The organism is Moraxella sp. CTOTU47616 (assembly GCF_032017465.1).
Classification (GTDB): Bacteria; Pseudomonadota; Gammaproteobacteria; order Pseudomonadales; family Moraxellaceae; genus Faucicola; species Faucicola tetraodonis.
Genome location: NZ_DALZPU010000001.1, coordinates 151183 through 168004 on the forward strand (window position 1 = coordinate 151183; position 16822 = coordinate 168004).

Genomic DNA, 16822 nt, shown 5'->3' on the forward strand with positions numbered 1-16822 from the left:
AACAGCCTGCCAGCCATACCCGATTAAAACCAAAAACTAGTGCAATTATAAGGTCGAGCACTAGAATTAACATAAGCATATTGTAACCAATAACATTGGCTAATCGTATAAAAATTTTGGGGCTTTGCTAGTATTGATAATTGCATGGCTGCTATGACTAAAAGCCAAGGCTAAAAATATACTTATAAAAGTCACGGCTCGGCGATAAACTGCTGTGTTTGGGCATAAGATTGCGCTTCTGATTTGATTAGCGTCAACCATTCATTGGCAATGACAGGATGCGACTGAAAATATGCCATCATCCAATTGGCTAACGGCTTAGGCACAGGCACAAATTGGGTGGAAGGCAAAATGGATTGGACGCCATTGCCATTGGTGTCATCGCTGTCATACACAAGCTCAACCTGTGGATTTTTTTGAATAATTTCCACCCCCGTAATCTGCCAATTGGTAAAAGCATTATCAATCGCATAGGGCAAAGCTTCTGTTTGAGATAATTTTGATGAGAGGTAGATAGGCTCAAATGTTTTGCGAGTATTCACCCAATGCAAACGCAATGCAATATCAGGTTGTTGGTAAAACACCACCAATTTGCCAGCAAACTTTATTTGCCAAGGATTGATTACTTGGTTGGAATGAATGCCAAGCATTTGCGCAAATTGCTCTCGCGTCAGCAATCGATCAAAGCTTGCTAGCAATTGACCATTTAATGGATGTTGCAGTTTGAGCAGGTCGGACAAATACTCATAATGGTAAATAAATTTCATAGGCAAGTGCTGTGAAATAACCCCATCCGTCACTTGACACCGATGCACTTTCCAATGCGGCATGGTATCGGTGATAAGCGCAAGCAAGTCTATGATGGTTTTGTTTTTAGTTTTAGTTTGATTATCGAGTGTTGAATCGATAGTTGACGTATTAGCATCCGTTTGAGTGACTAGCAAGCGATTTCCTTTTAACTGGTTGGTTTATCACAATTGCTTCATTATAAAACTTTTTTCATGCATTTGAGCCAAAAAAAATCATCACATGGTGAAATGCAATGATTCATCTAAAAAACTGTTGTTGCTAATAGTTGTAGTTAATAATAGGCAGCATTTAGCAATAGACCGACCGCTAAAAAAAACCAAATAATAAAGACGACACTAAGCCATTTACGATGATATCGCCAAGATTCATTATCGATTTTGTTATCGGTTGTCAAATCATCCGCCAAATCCTCTATGGCGGGTTTTCTTGGTAACTTTGCAGACTTGTTAAAAATATCTTTAAATCGTAAGTCTCTGGTTAATTGATTGTCCTCACCTTTTATGGTAAAAAAATTAGATGAGTAATCTGCTAAATAAGTTTGAGAATTAAGCGAATGCGGTAATACCGATTTGACGGTCGCTTGGCGATAATCATGCTCAAGCACGTTAGCAAAAACTAACTGAGACGCCAAACTTTGAGATGCTAAGCCACTCCTTATACTGTCATGTGTTTTGTTAATTTTCATGTTAAATACCCCTTCTTGATAGATAACATTATAGGGATATCATGCCGTTATTTAATCATAGGTTTGATTGTGGTTTTGTTATACTTAGCTAACTTGTATTAGCAAATGTGCAGATTTGAAACCGTTTGTAAACCGCAGATAGTTAAACTCACTGACAATTAATTTACACTTTTGGTCAGGATTAAAGTATTCATTTAACCTTAGCTTTAAACAAATTATCTTCTATCGATAAATATTTGTTGTTCAGAGGCTTTGACAAAGTCTTCATAAGAAACCACTCCTTGACTATTAGGGGCATTCGTTGTTGGATTACCGCCCGTCTGCGCGCGCTCATTTGAACCTTGATTTAGGTTATTGGAATTTGGGGAATTGGAATTTGAGCTATTAGGATTTAGGGTATCGGGATTAGCGGCGTCAGTTGGCGCCTCAGGCATCTGATTAGTCATACTTGGCGTGTTGGCAAGCGTGTCTGACACTTGATTGGTAGTTGTAGCGGGATTGACATTCGCGGACGCGGTGGGTTGTGGGCTGGAAGCCACGCCGTTTCCTAATTGCTCACCGGTAATTACCACCGCTTCTGTTCTTAAATTCTCTGGTTGAGTGGTCGAGGCAGCAACAGCGGAAGCAGTTGCAGGCAATGTCTGTGCCGATTGGCTAGGGTTTGTTGCCGTCACAATGACATTGTTTTGAGCATCTCTACTATTTTTCATCGCTTGATAACTGTGATAACTCTGATAGCTGGGCACGACAACTTGGGTTAGCAAACCGATAAGTGACATAACTAACAGCGGAATCAATACCATCAGTACCGTTTTTAACTGGGTAGCAGGTCTAGCAGGTAAGCCATAATAATTGGCGTCTGCAGTCCCCTCGACTGCTAGCAAGTAAAGGTAAACTAAGATATTTACCCCAGGCACTAGCATCAATAGCGCAAGCCACCCTGTTTTGTTAAGGTCATTAAAGCGGCGTTTGCTAACGGCAAGCTGTAGATAAAACAAAACCGCCACACCCACACTACTTGCGCCGAGCAAACTCATCGGCAACTGCTCACTACTGGCATTTACCATGCCTTGAAAGCCACCAATCATCACAAAGAGCAAAGCGACCAGCATTAGTGCTATCAACGCATTGAAGGTAGAATACGCTAAAAACTGAACACGGCTAACCCGACCGTGCCAATCAAAAAACCGACGATTATTAAAGCCTTCATGTATCTCGGTTAGCGTGACAAAAGACGTACCAGCTTCAGTTGCAATTATTTCATCAGGTTGCATTTCATCAACTTGATGCATATTATCGAAACTGGGTTCAATCGGGGGTAAGGACTGGGCTTTTTTTGGCTTTGGTAGACGGATGGCCATAATGAGCAACTTAATCTAGAGGTTTAAACTGTTTTTTCAGCATAATGTTTTTAGCATAAGTAATCGAACAAATTTTATAATATATTGGTTAGAATATCTTGAAATGGCGACATAAATTTGACATTTTTTGTAACATTGATTTAGTGACTTTGATTTAATGGTTTGGCTTGATCGCAAATTTGTTGCATAAATAATTTATTGAATCAATAAATAGTTTTTAACCTCGATAACACAACGCTGTAATGATCATTGAGTATTGATATGGATATTTCCCAACTTACCTATTTTGTGGTAGTGGCAAAAGCAGGTAGTTTTAGCCAAGCTGCCAAAACCTTGGCTATATCGCAGCCATCGCTAAGCCGCCATGTCCAGCAACTTGAAAGCGAGCTGGGTGTCGAGCTGCTGGATCGCTATCACCGCCCAATGACCTTAACCGCAGCGGGTCATTTTTTTTTGGCACAGATTGAGCCAATATTATTACAACTTGAGCAAGCCAGTGAGTTGACCCAGCGCTTTGCCCAGCCGCATCGAAGCAATCATCTCACGATTGGATTTGTCGCCTCAGTGCTATATGGTCTGCTGCCTGAGATTATTTCTACAGTCAAACAGCGACATCCCAATTTGGATATCAAGCTGGTCGAAATCAATTCAGAGCAGCAAATGTCAGCGCTAAAGTCGGGAGACATCGATGTAGGGTTTGGAAGATTTCGGCACAATGACAACTTTGTGCAACAGATATTTCTACGTCATGAACGCTTTGTGGTTGCGCTGCCGATGGCGCACCCTTTGGCATCACGCCCGGATGATATCGGCATCGCATTTAAAGAGCTGCTAGAGGATACGCTTATTTTGTATCATCGCACGCCCTTGCCACTCTTGCAAAATCCACTATTGAATGGCGAAACTGACCAACTCATGTATTTGTTTGCCCGCCATCAGTTGTCACCTCATTTGACCACCAAAGTGCGCGATATCCAAATTGCTTTGGGCTTGGTGGCGGCAGGTGAAGGCATCACCTTGGTGCCTGATAGTTTAAAAACCGTCCGTACCGAGCAAATTCATTATCATCGTCTACGTCACGAAGATGCGACAACCCCGATTTTTATGAATATCTTGGCACACCAATCCAATCCGTATATTGATGATTTACTGCAGGCGACTTACCAAGTGTATGAAGCTAAGGGCATTACCTACTCTAATCAATCGTTGAATTGAATACATTTATATTAAAGGCTCTTATATTTAAGCCTCTAATAAAATTTTATTTGCTTAGGCTAAATTGTCTTTCGTAGTTGACACGGTTGATAAATTGTTGGGTAAATGCTTGATAATCCACGTCCGCAAAATCTGCTAGCCGCAACATGGTCATGCCGGCATAGCCACAAGGGTTGATCATTTGAAACGGGGTCAAATCATTTTGTACATTGATGGCGATACCATGATAACTAAAGCCGTGTTTTATCTTAAATCCCAATGACGCAATTTTACCAAGTTCTAAATCGTCTCGGTTATACACATACACCCCTGGCGCATCCGCACGCGCTTTGGCATAAAAATCTGGCGGCAAATAAGGCGTGATGACATCAATGATGATGTTTTCAGCTTTGCTGACCAAATCGCGCACGCCCCACCCCAACGCATTTAAATCAAATAAAAAATACACCACCAATTGCCCATGACCGTGCCAAGTGACTTGACCGCCCCGATCGGTGTGGATGATGGGGGTATTATCTCTTTGCAAAATATGTTCAGGTTTGCCAGCTTGACCCAATGTAAACACATTTTCGTGATCCACAATCCATAACTCATCAGCACTAAGCTGCGCCTGCTCGCTGCTGGCAGATTTTTTTTGCTCAATACGTGATAACACGCGTGCCAGCATCGCTGCATGGGTAGGTTCATATTGAGCGTTTTGCAAATATTTAATTTCTAATGGTAACATCGCATTTCCTTGCAGTAGCTTTTTGCGTTTATGTGACAAACCGCTTATTTGTCGTTTGTAGCAGTAACATTGACTTTGCCCAGTTGTAAAAGGGATTTTTGCAGCACTGGCTGATAATCAGTCATATCACGCTGCCCGACTGAGCCAAAATTTGTTAATTGACCGGTTAATTGACTGATTGGCATTAGCGTCGCAGGGTTGGCGTTGCCGCTTTTTGCAAAACCGATGGCTAAACTGGCGTTATCGCCCCCCAAATAAAAATCTTTGATGGTAAGTTGATCGTCAGTCGGCGTATGGGTTTTCTCATTGTTATTGGGCGAACTAGTTGCAAAATCCAGCGTTAAGTCCTGCTTTTCTTGAGTGACCAAGCTGAGCTCGTCATAGCCTCTATCCGCAAGGTAAACCGTATCTTTGCCACCGCCCACATTGATGATGGTATCATGACCAAATCCTTTGGTGAAATAATATAAATCATTGCCTGTGCCACCCACTAGCACATCATCACCGGCATTGCCGATGAGCACATCATCATCAGCACCGCCTAGCAGCCTATCTTGACCGCTATTACCCACTAGCACATCGTCCCCCTGACTACCCCATAATAAATCCCCGAGACCCTGCTGTCCAAGTACAGAACCATCAATATGGTGATTGATGAGGACGTCATTAGCTAAGGTGCCAAAATGCTGGTTAGCTTTATTAGCAAGGGATTTGGCTTCATAACTGTTCCAATCCAGTGGCTTGCCAAATGCTTGCTGATAATCTTGCGATATACGCGAAATAGCAAAACGGTTATTCAAGAACACCAAGGTATTGTATTCATCATACGTATAAAGTGGCGCGTGAAACTGCCCACTGGGCAACATGCTTTGATTAAGGACTGCCAATTGGGTTATTTTGTCGTTTTCACTGATTGCTTGGCGCATGATTTCATCGACTTCAGTAAACACATCTTTATCTTGCGGTTTTGCCGCGTTATCAAGCCACAAGGGTTTGACAAACCGTTGATACCCCAATTCTTTTGCCACCAAAAACTCATAATAAGTTGCCTCACCCTCTGCTTTGGCGCGTGCCATTCCATAGGCTTGTGGCGTATCAAATTGATACAAATTGTCTTTATCACTATTGATTTGTTGGTATTGACCGGTTGCGTGCCCTAGCTCATGGGCGATGTTCAAAAAATTTTTATAACTTTTAGCAATATGAATGGTATTGCCGTAGGCTTTTGCGCCGACACCAACGGTGGTATCTTGCTCATCAATGAGTAAGTTACCTTGAAATCGATTGAGCAAATTGACCAAGGTAGGCGATTTTTCGATATCTTGGACATTAAACCCCGACTGAACCAAATAGACATTGTTGGGATTGTTCAGATCTAACGCAGGCATGACCTTCCTTTAAGTATGTGGATTTTTAGATAGTTTTTTAACTGCTTTTTTTAAGCAGATTTTCTAACAAGTAACACTTGATGACAGCAGAAAGTTATCACAGCAAAAAGTGAATTTTACAGCGGCATTGACTCATGCACAGTTATTGCACAGACGCTATCGTCGGATAAAGGTATAGTAAGCAATATAAATTTTAAAAAACATCAGCAAGCTTAATCAAATTTTCAGCCGGCTGTTAACGCGCTATTATAGCGCAATTAATAACTTAAAACGCCCTATACAGGGGGCATTTAACCGCCAGATTAGTCATGCCTATAAAAATGGAAAAATTATGAAAATCGAAAACTCGTATGCCTCGCTCGATCCAAGGCTTTATCATAAACAACCCCCTAAACCGCTCACCAACCCGCAAGCAGGGCATTATAATCCGCAAGTCGCCCACCAAATTGGTTGGGCAGATGATGAGTTTTTAACACAGCATTGGGTCGAAATCTTGGGCGGTGACATCGTTCCCGACGGCTTTGAACCATTAGCCATGGCGTATGCTGGACACCAATTTGGGCAATGGGCAGGGCAACTGGGCGATGGTCGTGGTCTATTACTCGCGCAGGTAATCGATAAAGACGGACAATTGACCGATTTACATCTGAAAGGGGCAGGATTAACCCCTTACTCGCGAATGGGGGATGGTCGTGCGGTGATTCGAAGCGTAGTGCGAGAGTATTTGGCGGGTCATGCGCTTAATTGCTTGGGCATTCGGTCTAGCAACGCACTGGGCTTTGTGGTTTCAGATACCCCTGTCAACCGTGAGACACGCGAACGCGGCGCGGCGCTACTACGTACCGCAGATTGTCACATTCGCTTCGGGCATTTTGAATGGGTGGCAAATTATGCGCCTGATTTATTGCTGTATTTTACCCGTTATGTCATCAAAACCTATTTTAACCCGTGTTTTGACAGTGACACGCCCATTCAAGATTTTTTGAGACAGGTCGTTGATAAAACTGCCAAAACCCTGGCGGATTGGCAACTGATTGGCTTTGCCCATGGGGTGATGAATACCGACAATTTATCTATCACAGGTGCGACCATCGATTTTGGTCCTTATGGCTTTATGGAGCGCTTTAATCCGATTTGGATCAATAACCATTCTGATTACAACGGGCGTTATGTTTATCAAAACCAGCCTTCCATTGGACTTTGGAATTTGTCACGTCTGATTACCTTATTTTTACGCCTTAATGGCGAAAAACTGACCGCCAATCATCCGCCAGAAACCTTGTCGCGCGAGCATTTGACCGACATTTTAGACAGTTTTGGTGAGATTTTTTATCAGTATTATCAGCAAGGTCTCTGCCAAAAATTTGGCTTAGCCATCAGTGAAGAAAACTGTGACTTTGCTTTGCAGTACTTGGAGATCATGCAGCAAAACAAACTCGACTTTACCAATAGCTTGCGAGCGCTAGTAGCAATCGTTGCTGACGCCAAACCTAATGATAAATTAAACCTATTACATGAATTTAATTTACTTAATCAGTTGAAAATTTCAATTAGCAGCGGTAACGGTCAACCCAATGCCACCTTAGCGGATTGGATTGCTACCTACCATACCAAATTACAGCAGGATTCTTTGCCGTTGGTAATGAGCCACAATCCCGTGTATGTCCTAAGAAACAGCATGGCACAGCAAGCCATTGAATTGGCTGAACAAAATGACATGAGCGAGGTAAATAGACTGTATCAGCTATTGGCTAATCCTTACCAAGTTAGTGCATTAGCTAAGCCAAGTGACACCGAGCCACCGTTGGCAGATGCGCCTGAAATATGCGTCAGCTGCTCATCTTGAGGTGAGAGGCAAGGTCGTTAGCGCGATTTTTTACCTAACTAGTTTTATTTTTTGCCGGTACTCAACTAGTCATCAATCTGTCAATAGTGCTAGAATAGCGAACACTACGATTCGAAAACGACTGTCGCAACGAAGGATATTATGGATAAATTATCGCCGACCAACAATGGCTTATCAGACAAAGAATTATTTGAACAAGCCGCCTTGCATTACCATGCCAATCCACGCCCAGGTAAAATTTCTGTTACCCCCATCAAGGCACTTGCCAACCAACGGGATTTGGCACTTGCCTATTCGCCTGGCGTTGCCATACCTTGTCTAGAAATTGAAAAAGACCCCAAAAAAGCCGCGCTTTATACCGCTCGTAACAACTTAGTCGGCGTGGTGACCAATGGTACCGCTGTTCTAGGACTGGGTAATATCGGTCCTTTGGCATCAAAACCTGTGATGGAAGGTAAAGGCGTACTGTTCAAAAAATTTGCCGGCATTGATGTGTTTGATATTGAAGTGGCACAAAACGATCCGGATAAATTCATCGAAGCGATTGCCTCTTTAGAGCCTACCTTTGGCGGTATCAATCTTGAAGATATCAAAGCACCTGAGTGTTTTTATATCGAAAAAGAACTGCGTAAACGCATGAATATCCCTGTGTTCCATGATGACCAACATGGCACCGCGATTATTGCGTCTGCGGCGTTATTAAACGCGCTACAAATTACCGGCAAAAAAATCGAAGATATTAAAATTGTGGTCTCTGGTGCAGGTGCCGCAGCGATTTCTTGTTTAGATTTGATTTGTGCGTTGGGTGCAAAAAAAGAACACATCTTTGTAGGCGATTCAAAAGGCATCATCACCAGCAACCGCGCAAACCTCGATGAGTCAAAACAGCGTTATGCCCGCGATACCGAAGCCAAAACCTTATCAGATGTGATTGAAGGCGCGGATATGTTCTTAGGTCTATCTGCCGCTGGTATGCTGACCCAAGATATGGTAAAACGCATGGCGCAAGATCCCATTATCTTCGCCCTAGCCAATCCAAACCCAGAAATTCTACCTGAAGACGCTAAAGCGGTGCGTCCCGATGCGATTATTGCCACAGGTCGCTCTGACTATCCAAACCAAGTAAACAACGCACTGTGTTTCCCGTATATCTTCCGTGGCGCGCTTGACGTCGGTGCCACGACCGTCAACGAAGAAATGAAAATTGCCTGCGTGCGAGCCATTGCTGCCATGGCACATGTGGAAGCCACCCCACAAAAAGGTCAAAAAACGGTGGATGAAACCAAACGTTTTGGTCGTGAATACTTAATCCCGGGGCCGTTAGAGCCAAATTTGATTTTGGAGATTGCACCAGCGGTTGCCAAAGCTGCGATGGATTCTGGCGTTGCCACGTTACCCATCGAAAACATGCGTGCTTATCGCGATAAACTCTCAGAGTTCGTTTATAACTCTGCATTCTTGATGAAACCTATTTTCACCCGTGCCAAACAAGAACCAAAACGTATCGTTTATTGTGAAGGTGAGGATGAAAACGTATTACGGGCAGTGCAAGTGGTGGTGGATGAAGGCTTGGCAAAACCTATCTTGGTCGGTCGTCCCACCATTATTGCCAACCAAATCCAACGGTTGGGGTTACGCATGGTGGCGGGTGAAAATTATGACCTAGTCAACATCGAAAGCGACCCACGTTACAAAGACTACTGGCAGTTTTATTATGAGATGAACAAACGCAATGGTGTGACGGTTGAGTTGGCACGTCGTGATGTTCGCCGTAAAACTTCTTTGATTGGCGCGCTAATGGTTGAACGTGGCGATGCTGACGGTATGATTTGTGGTACGTTTGGTTCATATCACTTGCACTTAAACTACGTGCAAAACGTGATCAAAAAACAAGCGGATGCTAAAGATTTTTATGCGTTAAATGCCTTATTGATTCAAGGTCGTAACTTGTTCATCGCTGACACTTATGTGCATGAAGATCCAACAGCTGAACAACTAGCGGAAATGACAGTATTAGCAGCGCAAGAAGTCCGCCGCTTTGGTCTTGAACCGCGTGTGGCATTGTTATCACATTCAAACTTTGGTTCATCTGACTTTGAAAGCGCCAAAAAAATGCGTCAAGTCTATGATTTACTGACTGATATGAATGTTGATTTTGAGTTTGATGGCGAAATGCATGGTGATACCGCGCTTGATGACCGTATCCGCCATGCCTCATTCCCATTTAGTAAGCTTACGGGTTCAGCCAACCTACTCATCATGCCAGACTTAGATGCGGCTAACATCGCATTTAACTTGCTAAAAACGGCGACCAATAGTGTTACTGTCGGTCCATTGTTATTGGGAGCGCAACGACCTGTGCATATCTTGACATCTTCTGCGACAGCACGTCGTATCGTCAACATGACTGCTGTAGCAGTGACGCAAGCGCAAGAATTGGCAAAATAATTTTGTGTTGATTGATAAAACCAGTTTAGTGTTCTAAACTGGTTTTTTTATGGGTTTAATTTAGTTAAAACATCGGGGTGGTCATGCAAGTTTATTTGGTCGGTGGTGCGGTACGCGATTATGTATTAGCGCGAGAGGTCACTGAACAAGATTATGTGGTAGTCGGCGCAACGCCTGAGCAGATGCTGGAACTGGGATTTTCGCAAGTAGGTGCCGATTTTCCGGTTTTTTTACATCCAAACACCCATGACGAATATGCACTGGCTCGCACAGAACGTAAAAGCGGTAACGGCTATCTTGGTTTTCACGTACACGCTGACGCTGCTGTCACCTTAGAAGAGGATTTAGTCAGGCGCGATCTCACCATCAATGCCATGGCCATACAAGTCAACGGCTTGTTTGACAGTGGTTTTAAACGGGGCAAATTTGATGCGCGCGATATCATCGACCCGTATGGTGGCTTAGCAGATATTAACCAAAAAAAATTACGTCATGTGTCCGCCGCTTTTGCAGAAGATCCGGTACGCGTATTACGCCTTGCCCGTTTTGCCAGTCGTTATGCCCCGCTCGGATTTACGGTCGATGAATCAACCGCTAAACTTACCAGCCAAATAAAAGCCGCAGGTGAGCTCAATCATCTTGTCGCTGAGCGGGTATGGTCAGAGACGTCAAAAGCGTTAACGCAGGCTTGGTCAGATATTTATTTTGAGACGCTTTATCAGCTCAATGTCCTTGATGTCATTATGCCAAAACTGTATCAAGCATCGAATGATAATCCTAGCCAATGGCAATTGATGCTATCTAGCCTGCGAATGGCGGGAGCGCAACAAGCGGACAACGTCATGAAGTTTGCTTTGGTGGCAACCTGCTTTAAGTCTGATCAGCAACACAACAGCCAAACCACTGAGTATTTAGAATTTTGCCAAGGTTTAAAGGTACCAAAAAATGCTGAGCGCTTGGGGTTATTTATTGTTGAGCATTTTGATAAATTAAAAAATTTCGATCACTTAAATGCACACCCATTATTTGAACTGTTAAGATTAACTAATAGCCTTAAAGATACCTCACTTTTAGAGCAAGCCTTACGAATCGTTCATCTTTATCAACTGGCCAAACAAACCGCGCTGTTAGCCACCATCAAAACACAATTAACGCAAATTTCTGCCAAAGATGTGGCAAGCGAGCTGACGGGCAAACAGATCGGTGAAGCCATTGATAGGTTAAGGTTGCAAAAACTTGAGGAAATTTTAAATCACCCACGATAAAGGAAGCATCATCATGATGACAACGACAGCAATAGCAAAGACCCAACTAACCCATGTGTTAGTATTAAATGGTCCCAATCTCAATTTGCTTGGCAAGCGAGAACCAGAAATCTACGGATTTCAAACCCTACAACACATTGAAGATGATATAAGACAATTAGCCAGCAATCATCAAGTTAAACTCACCTGTTTTCAAACAAATCAAGAATCTGCCCTCATTGATAAAATCCATCATCACGGTTTATTGACCACAAATCCTGACGAGCAGATTGACGCGATTATCATCAATCCCGCTGCCTTTACTCACACATCGGTAGCAATTCGCGATGCCTTACTCGCCGTAAATAAACCTTTTATAGAAGTACATCTTTCCAATATTCACACGCGTGAGCCATTTCGGCAGCATTCTTATTTTAGCGACAAAGCTGAAGCCGTCATCTGTGGCATGGGCGCTTTTGGTTATACCGCAGCGTTTAATTATCTGGTTCAAAAATATCAGTGGCAACACAATTTAGCCTAAAATCAATAGCAACATGGCAGCAAATTTTAAGTGTACAAACGTACACAAATATACCCTGCTATATCTATTTATTTTAGAAAAATCTTGTTACAATACGGCAATCTATGAATTAGTTGTCTATGAAGCGTATAATTTTAAGGTAGTTAGGATATGGATATAAGTAAAATCAAGCAACTTATTGACTTAATGGAAGAGCGAACGTTAGCAGAATTAACCGTACAAGATGGTGATAAAAAGGTCTCTATTTCACGCCATTTACCGCAAGCGAATATTCAACCCGTCACAGCAAATACAGCCCCCACGACAACCGCTAATGCTGCCCCTGTAAAATCTGGCATGGTAGAAACATCACCGATGGTTGGAGTTTATTATGTTGCACCGAGTCCTAATGACGCCCCATTTATCAAGGTCGGTCAACAAGTACAAGCAGGCGATAGTTTAGGCATTATTGAAGCCATGAAAATCATGAACCCGCTTGAAGCCACCCAAAGCGGTATCATTGCAGAAATCTTGGTACAAAACGGCGATGTGGTGCAATTTGGTCAACCGATTGTCCGTTACGAGTCTTAATTTTTAACTTTTTTTTATATTTGAAGTTTGATTATCGATAAAAATTAGGGATAGCAATGATAAAAAAATTACTGATCGCCAATCGTGGTGAAATTGCGCTTCGCATTGTTCGCGCTTGTAAGCAGCTTGGCATTCAAACGGTGGGTGTCTACTCAACTGCAGATGACAACTTGATGCACCTTCGATTCGTTGACGAATCCATCTGTATTGGCAAGCCAAATGCCAGTCAAAGCTATCTCAATATCGATACTATCTTAACAGCCGCAGAAATTTCTGGCGCTGATGCCATTCACCCAGGTTATGGATTTTTATCTGAAAATGCCGAATTTGCCGAACGTGTGGAAGAGGCAGGGCTGACCTTCGTAGGTCCTGCGCCTGAGCACATTCGTTTAATGGGTAACAAGATATCCGCTATCAACGCCATGAAAAAAGCCGGTGTGCCTACCGTCCCTGGCTCAGTGGGTAGCGTCACCCTGGCTAATGCTGAAGAACAAGCTAGAGCCATTGGTTTTCCTCTGTTGATCAAAGCGGCAGCTGGTGGTGGTGGTCGTGGTATGCGCGTGGTTGAACGCCTTGAGCAGTTACTATCTCAAGTGCAAGCCGCCAAACAAGAAGCCGAATTGTGGTTTGGCGATGATAGCGTTTATATGGAGCGCTTTTTAAAAAACCCACGCCATGTCGAAGTGCAAGTTTTAGGTGACGGCGAAGGCAATGCCATTCATTTATTTGATCGTGATTGCTCGCTACAACGTCGTCACCAAAAAGTGCTTGAAGAAGCCCCTGCCCCAGAGATTCCTGATGACATTAAAGAACCCATTTTGCAAGCTTGCGTCCGTGCTTGTGAGCAAATTAACTATCGCGGTGCAGGGACGTTTGAATTTTTATATGAAGATGAGCAATTTTTCTTTATTGAGATGAATACCCGCGTACAGGTTGAGCACCCTGTCACTGAGATGATTACCGGCATTGATGTAGTGGTTGAACAACTCAAAATCGCATCTGGCTATGGGTTATCGTATCGTCAAAACGAAATCGAAATTCGCGGTCATGCCATCGAGTGCCGTATCAATGCCGAAGACCCTGTGACTTTCATGCCGTCACCCGGCACGGTGACCCACTTCTTTATGCCAAATGGTAGCGGTGTACGTTTTGACTCGCACCTTTATCCCAACTATGCCATCCCTACCTTTTACGACTCATTGATTGGCAAATTAATCTGTCATGGTCAAACTCGTGAACAAGCGATTGCCAAGCTTCGCCATGCCCTTGACGAGCTGATTATCACCGGCATCAAAACCAATGTGCCATTGCATCGCGATGTGATTTTGCAAGACAAGGCATTTTGTACACAAGCGCAAAACATTCATTATCTCGAAAAAAACTTATTATCCCAGCCAGAGACATCAAAAACAGAAAAAGAATAAAGTTAACGGTTAAAAAAAAAGGGTCATTTGAGCCTCTTTTTTTTATGCAATTTTAATTCATCGCCAAATTTTTAAGAGACGCTTTCAGCAGATTTTGGATGGTTAACGGTGAATCAATGGCAGATTTTGCCAGTTTTATCGCAGCTTGGGCTTCTTTATCGCGATAACCTAATGCAATCAACCCCGCTTCGACTTCGGCAATAATAATGCCTTCATTACCGCTATCGGTCGCTAGTGGCAATGAAGGGGCAAAACCTGATGTATCACCTAAGTGTTTGATTTTGTCTTTTAATTCAACAATCAATCGCTGGGCGGTTTTTTTGCCAACCCCTGGGATACGCGTCAATGCCAGCTCATCATTGTTCATCACAAACTGGTGCAATTCCTGCACCGTTACAGTTGACATCATCGCCAAGGCCATCTTTGCCCCCACCCCATTGACTTTAAGCAACAGTCTAAACACTTCCCGATCGCTATGGCTTAAAAACCCAAATAACAACTGAGCATCCTCGCGCACCAAAAAATGTGTCCACAAAGTGACGGACTGATTTAATTGTATTTGGCAAAATGCATTGAGCGGCATCTCAATTTCATACCCAACGCCCGCTGTGGTCATCAGCACTACCGTAGGTGCCATTAGATGATGCACTTGCCCTTGAATTAATCCTATCATTGATGACTCACTACAAATAATTTAATCCAATAAAAAAGTGGGCAACCTCAGTCAACCCACTTAAATGTCATGCTCTCTTGAATGCCATGCTTATTAGTCATTTGCTAAAACTTAGCTCTAGTGTTTAGTTATAGAAACTAACCATTTTTTCTAGACTAATTGGGCGGATTTTATCCGCATTACCCGCCGTACCAAATGCAGTATAGCGATCGATACAAACCGCTTTCATGGCATCGATGGTTTTGGCAAAATATTTACGTGGGTCAAATTCTGCTGGGTTTTCAGCGAGGAATTTGCGAATCGCACCGGTTGATGCCAAACGTAAATCGGTGTCGATATTGACTTTACGTACACCATGTTTGATGGCTTCTACGATTTGCTCAACTGGCACACCATAAGTCTCACCGATATTGCCGCCATTTTCATTAATCACTTTGAGCCATTCTTGTGGCACACTTGAAGAGCCGTGCATCACAAGGTGAGTATTAGGAATACGGGCATGAATTTCTTTGATACGGGCAATCGATAAGATATCATCGGTAGGTGGCCGGGTAAATTTATAAGCCCCGTGGCTAGTGCCGACTGCAATGGCTAGGGCATCAACATGGGTATCGTTAACAAATTGCTCAGCTTCATCGGCGCTGGTTAATAGCTGTGAATGATCAAGTTTACCTTCCGCCCCTACGCCATCTTCTTCACCAGCCATACCCGTTTCAAGGCTACCTAAAACACCAATTTCACCTTCTACTGATACGCCACAAGCGTGAGAGAGTTTTACTACTTCACGCGTCACTGCCACATTATAATCATAGTCTGCAGGGGTTTTACCATCACTCTTTAACGAGCCATCCATCATCACCGATGAAAAACCCAATTGGATTGAACGCTGGCAAACCTCTGGGCTAGTACCATGGTCTTGGTGCATAACCACGGGAATATGTGGCCATTCCTCAATAGCAGACAAAATAAGATGGCGTAAAAATGGAGCACCCGCGTATTTGCGTGCGCCTGCCGAGGCTTGCACAATCACAGGTGAGTTGGTTTCATCAGCTGCCATCATAATGGCACGCATTTGCTCTAAGTTATTGACGTTAAATGCAGGAACACCATAGTTGTTTTCTGCTGCATGGTCTAAAAGCTGACGCAAAGAAATCAAAGCCATATTACTTTCTCTTAGTAAAGTTAATAATCAATTGAAAATTTTAGAAAAACTGGGTTTTGCCGTGTTGGACAAGGCTTGAGTATAACAGAAGTGCACTACAATTTGAATTCAAAAAAAATAACTTTGCGATGATAGATATCATGACAACATGCCTAACCCAATCAAAAAGCCCCAAAATAATTTTGGGGCTCTTTTAGAGTAAATGCTAAAATTAATATTTTTGTTTTTCTGGTACCGTGGTTTGGATATCAGTGTTGCTATTTGCTGCATCGTTTTTAACCGCTTCTGCACCTTGTGCTACATTGGCTGCACCAGTCGCTACAGCAGAGGCTACGTTTTCGGTAGCTTGGGCGGCACCATTGGCAACAGCTTCAGTCGCGTTGATTGCTGCGCCTTGGGCAACCGCGGCACCCGTGGTAGCAGCACTGGCAACTGCGTCACCTGCATTTGCTGTTGCACTGGCGGCACTTGCAGTCGCGTCTTTAATGTCTTGACCCGCTGCGCTCGCTGCAGCTTCAGGCTGACCGTTAGCTGCGGCTTCTTCCGTTTTTTTACTACACGCAGTAATTGATAAAGTGGCTAATAAAGTTGCCAATACTAAATTACGTTTTAACATATTCATTCCTTAAACGCCAGACATATGGGTATACATACTTGCATAATATCTTATCGACAATATATTTTTGGTGCAATTAACTACAATGTTTACCATACAAATATTAACTTAA

15 protein-coding genes are annotated in these 16822 nt (G+C 43.1%); 7 read left to right on the plus strand and 8 right to left on the minus strand.

Annotated elements, in window-relative coordinates; all coding sequences use genetic code 11:
* Nucleotides 1-191: 191 nt before the first annotated feature.
* The 3 genes from RTS10_RS00615 to RTS10_RS00625 form a co-directional block, all read right to left on the minus strand.
* Nucleotides 192-944: a hypothetical protein gene (locus RTS10_RS00615; RefSeq protein ID WP_312538717.1), complete on the minus strand. Its 753-nt coding sequence runs from the start codon at nucleotides 942-944 to the stop codon at nucleotides 192-194.
* Between the two features lie 137 nt (nucleotides 945-1081).
* Nucleotides 1082-1495, minus strand: a complete 414-nt coding sequence (locus RTS10_RS00620; RefSeq protein ID WP_007116714.1) for a hypothetical protein — start codon at nucleotides 1493-1495, stop codon at nucleotides 1082-1084.
* A gap of 215 nt (nucleotides 1496-1710) precedes the next feature.
* Complete coding sequence (locus RTS10_RS00625; RefSeq protein WP_312538718.1) at nucleotides 1711-2856, minus strand: DUF805 domain-containing protein; 1146 nt, start codon at nucleotides 2854-2856, stop codon at nucleotides 1711-1713.
* A gap of 261 nt (nucleotides 2857-3117) precedes the next feature.
* Between RTS10_RS00625 and RTS10_RS00630 the strand changes: the two genes are divergently transcribed.
* Nucleotides 3118-4071, plus strand: coding sequence for a LysR family transcriptional regulator (locus tag RTS10_RS00630; RefSeq protein ID WP_312538719.1), 954 nt, complete (start codon nucleotides 3118-3120; stop codon nucleotides 4069-4071).
* 46 nt (nucleotides 4072-4117) lie between these two features.
* On the opposite strand, the gene lipB is transcribed toward RTS10_RS00630, so the two are convergent.
* Both lipB and RTS10_RS00640 read right to left on the minus strand, forming a co-directional pair.
* Nucleotides 4118-4798 carry a lipoyl(octanoyl) transferase LipB gene (gene lipB / locus RTS10_RS00635; RefSeq protein ID WP_159374651.1) on the minus strand — a complete coding sequence of 227 codons (681 nt, stop codon included), beginning with the start codon at nucleotides 4796-4798 and terminating at the stop codon, nucleotides 4118-4120.
* A gap of 44 nt (nucleotides 4799-4842) precedes the next feature.
* Nucleotides 4843-6186 carry a calcium-binding protein gene (locus RTS10_RS00640; RefSeq protein ID WP_312538721.1) on the minus strand — a complete coding sequence of 448 codons (1344 nt, stop codon included), beginning with the start codon at nucleotides 6184-6186 and terminating at the stop codon, nucleotides 4843-4845.
* Between the two features lie 331 nt (nucleotides 6187-6517).
* On the opposite strand from RTS10_RS00640, the gene RTS10_RS00645 reads away from it, so the two are divergent.
* From RTS10_RS00645 to accC, 6 genes are all read left to right on the plus strand, one after another.
* Nucleotides 6518-8032, plus strand: coding sequence for a protein adenylyltransferase SelO (locus tag RTS10_RS00645; protein ID WP_312538722.1), 1515 nt, complete (start codon nucleotides 6518-6520; stop codon nucleotides 8030-8032).
* Nucleotides 8033-8173: 141 nt separating this feature from the next.
* On the plus strand, nucleotides 8174-10480 hold the full coding sequence (locus RTS10_RS00650; protein ID WP_312538724.1) for an NADP-dependent malic enzyme: 2307 nt from the start codon (nucleotides 8174-8176) through the stop codon (nucleotides 10478-10480).
* 83 nt (nucleotides 10481-10563) lie between these two features.
* Nucleotides 10564-11745, plus strand: a complete 1182-nt coding sequence (locus tag RTS10_RS00655) for a tRNA nucleotidyltransferase/poly(A) polymerase-related protein (protein WP_312538725.1) — start codon at nucleotides 10564-10566, stop codon at nucleotides 11743-11745.
* A gap of 13 nt (nucleotides 11746-11758) precedes the next feature.
* Nucleotides 11759-12265, plus strand: a complete 507-nt coding sequence (gene aroQ / locus RTS10_RS00660) for a type II 3-dehydroquinate dehydratase (RefSeq protein ID WP_065252618.1) — start codon at nucleotides 11759-11761, stop codon at nucleotides 12263-12265.
* A 150-nt stretch (nucleotides 12266-12415) separates the two neighbouring features.
* Nucleotides 12416-12835 carry an acetyl-CoA carboxylase biotin carboxyl carrier protein gene (gene accB / locus RTS10_RS00665; RefSeq protein WP_065252617.1) on the plus strand — a complete coding sequence of 140 codons (420 nt, stop codon included), beginning with the start codon at nucleotides 12416-12418 and terminating at the stop codon, nucleotides 12833-12835.
* 56 nt (nucleotides 12836-12891) lie between these two features.
* Nucleotides 12892-14259 (plus strand): acetyl-CoA carboxylase biotin carboxylase subunit, encoded by a 1368-nt coding sequence (gene accC, locus RTS10_RS00670; protein ID WP_312538730.1) that lies wholly within the window; start codon nucleotides 12892-12894, stop codon nucleotides 14257-14259.
* A gap of 52 nt (nucleotides 14260-14311) precedes the next feature.
* Here the strand turns inward: accC and ruvA are convergent, their stop codons facing one another.
* The 3 genes from ruvA to RTS10_RS00685 all read right to left on the minus strand — a co-directional run bounded on the left by ruvA (nucleotide 14312) and on the right by RTS10_RS00685 (nucleotide 16710).
* Complete coding sequence (gene ruvA / locus RTS10_RS00675; RefSeq protein WP_312114489.1) at nucleotides 14312-14932, minus strand: Holliday junction branch migration protein RuvA; 621 nt, start codon at nucleotides 14930-14932, stop codon at nucleotides 14312-14314.
* A gap of 124 nt (nucleotides 14933-15056) precedes the next feature.
* Complete coding sequence (gene fba, locus RTS10_RS00680; protein WP_007116726.1) at nucleotides 15057-16094, minus strand: class II fructose-bisphosphate aldolase; 1038 nt, start codon at nucleotides 16092-16094, stop codon at nucleotides 15057-15059.
* Between the two features lie 211 nt (nucleotides 16095-16305).
* Nucleotides 16306-16710 carry a hypothetical protein gene (locus tag RTS10_RS00685; protein WP_007116727.1) on the minus strand — a complete coding sequence of 135 codons (405 nt, stop codon included), beginning with the start codon at nucleotides 16708-16710 and terminating at the stop codon, nucleotides 16306-16308.
* Nucleotides 16711-16822 lie beyond the last annotated feature (112 nt).

What these genes read in the sequence shown, in the direction of transcription:
- accC (WP_312538730.1), top strand. Translation starts at nt 12,892, where the DNA reads ATGATAAAAAAATTACTGATCGCCAATCGTGGTGAAATTGCGCTTCGC.
- lipB (WP_159374651.1), bottom strand. Translation starts at nt 4,798, where the DNA reads ATGTTACCATTAGAAATTAAATATTTGCAAAACGCTCAATATGAACCT.
- accB (WP_065252617.1), top strand. Translation starts at nt 12,416, where the DNA reads ATGGATATAAGTAAAATCAAGCAACTTATTGACTTAATGGAAGAGCGA.
- RTS10_RS00650 (WP_312538724.1), top strand. Translation starts at nt 8,174, where the DNA reads ATGGATAAATTATCGCCGACCAACAATGGCTTATCAGACAAAGAATTA.
- RTS10_RS00685 (WP_007116727.1), bottom strand. Translation starts at nt 16,710, where the DNA reads ATGTTAAAACGTAATTTAGTATTGGCAACTTTATTAGCCACTTTATCA.
- RTS10_RS00645 (WP_312538722.1), top strand. Translation starts at nt 6,518, where the DNA reads ATGAAAATCGAAAACTCGTATGCCTCGCTCGATCCAAGGCTTTATCAT.
- RTS10_RS00630 (WP_312538719.1), top strand. Translation starts at nt 3,118, where the DNA reads ATGGATATTTCCCAACTTACCTATTTTGTGGTAGTGGCAAAAGCAGGT.
- RTS10_RS00620 (WP_007116714.1), bottom strand. Translation starts at nt 1,495, where the DNA reads ATGAAAATTAACAAAACACATGACAGTATAAGGAGTGGCTTAGCATCT.
- RTS10_RS00655 (WP_312538725.1), top strand. Translation starts at nt 10,564, where the DNA reads ATGCAAGTTTATTTGGTCGGTGGTGCGGTACGCGATTATGTATTAGCG.
- aroQ (WP_065252618.1), top strand. Translation starts at nt 11,759, where the DNA reads ATGATGACAACGACAGCAATAGCAAAGACCCAACTAACCCATGTGTTA.
- fba (WP_007116726.1), bottom strand. Translation starts at nt 16,094, where the DNA reads ATGGCTTTGATTTCTTTGCGTCAGCTTTTAGACCATGCAGCAGAAAAC.
- RTS10_RS00640 (WP_312538721.1), bottom strand. Translation starts at nt 6,186, where the DNA reads ATGCCTGCGTTAGATCTGAACAATCCCAACAATGTCTATTTGGTTCAG.
- ruvA (WP_312114489.1), bottom strand. Translation starts at nt 14,932, where the DNA reads ATGATAGGATTAATTCAAGGGCAAGTGCATCATCTAATGGCACCTACG.
- RTS10_RS00625 (WP_312538718.1), bottom strand. Translation starts at nt 2,856, where the DNA reads ATGGCCATCCGTCTACCAAAGCCAAAAAAAGCCCAGTCCTTACCCCCG.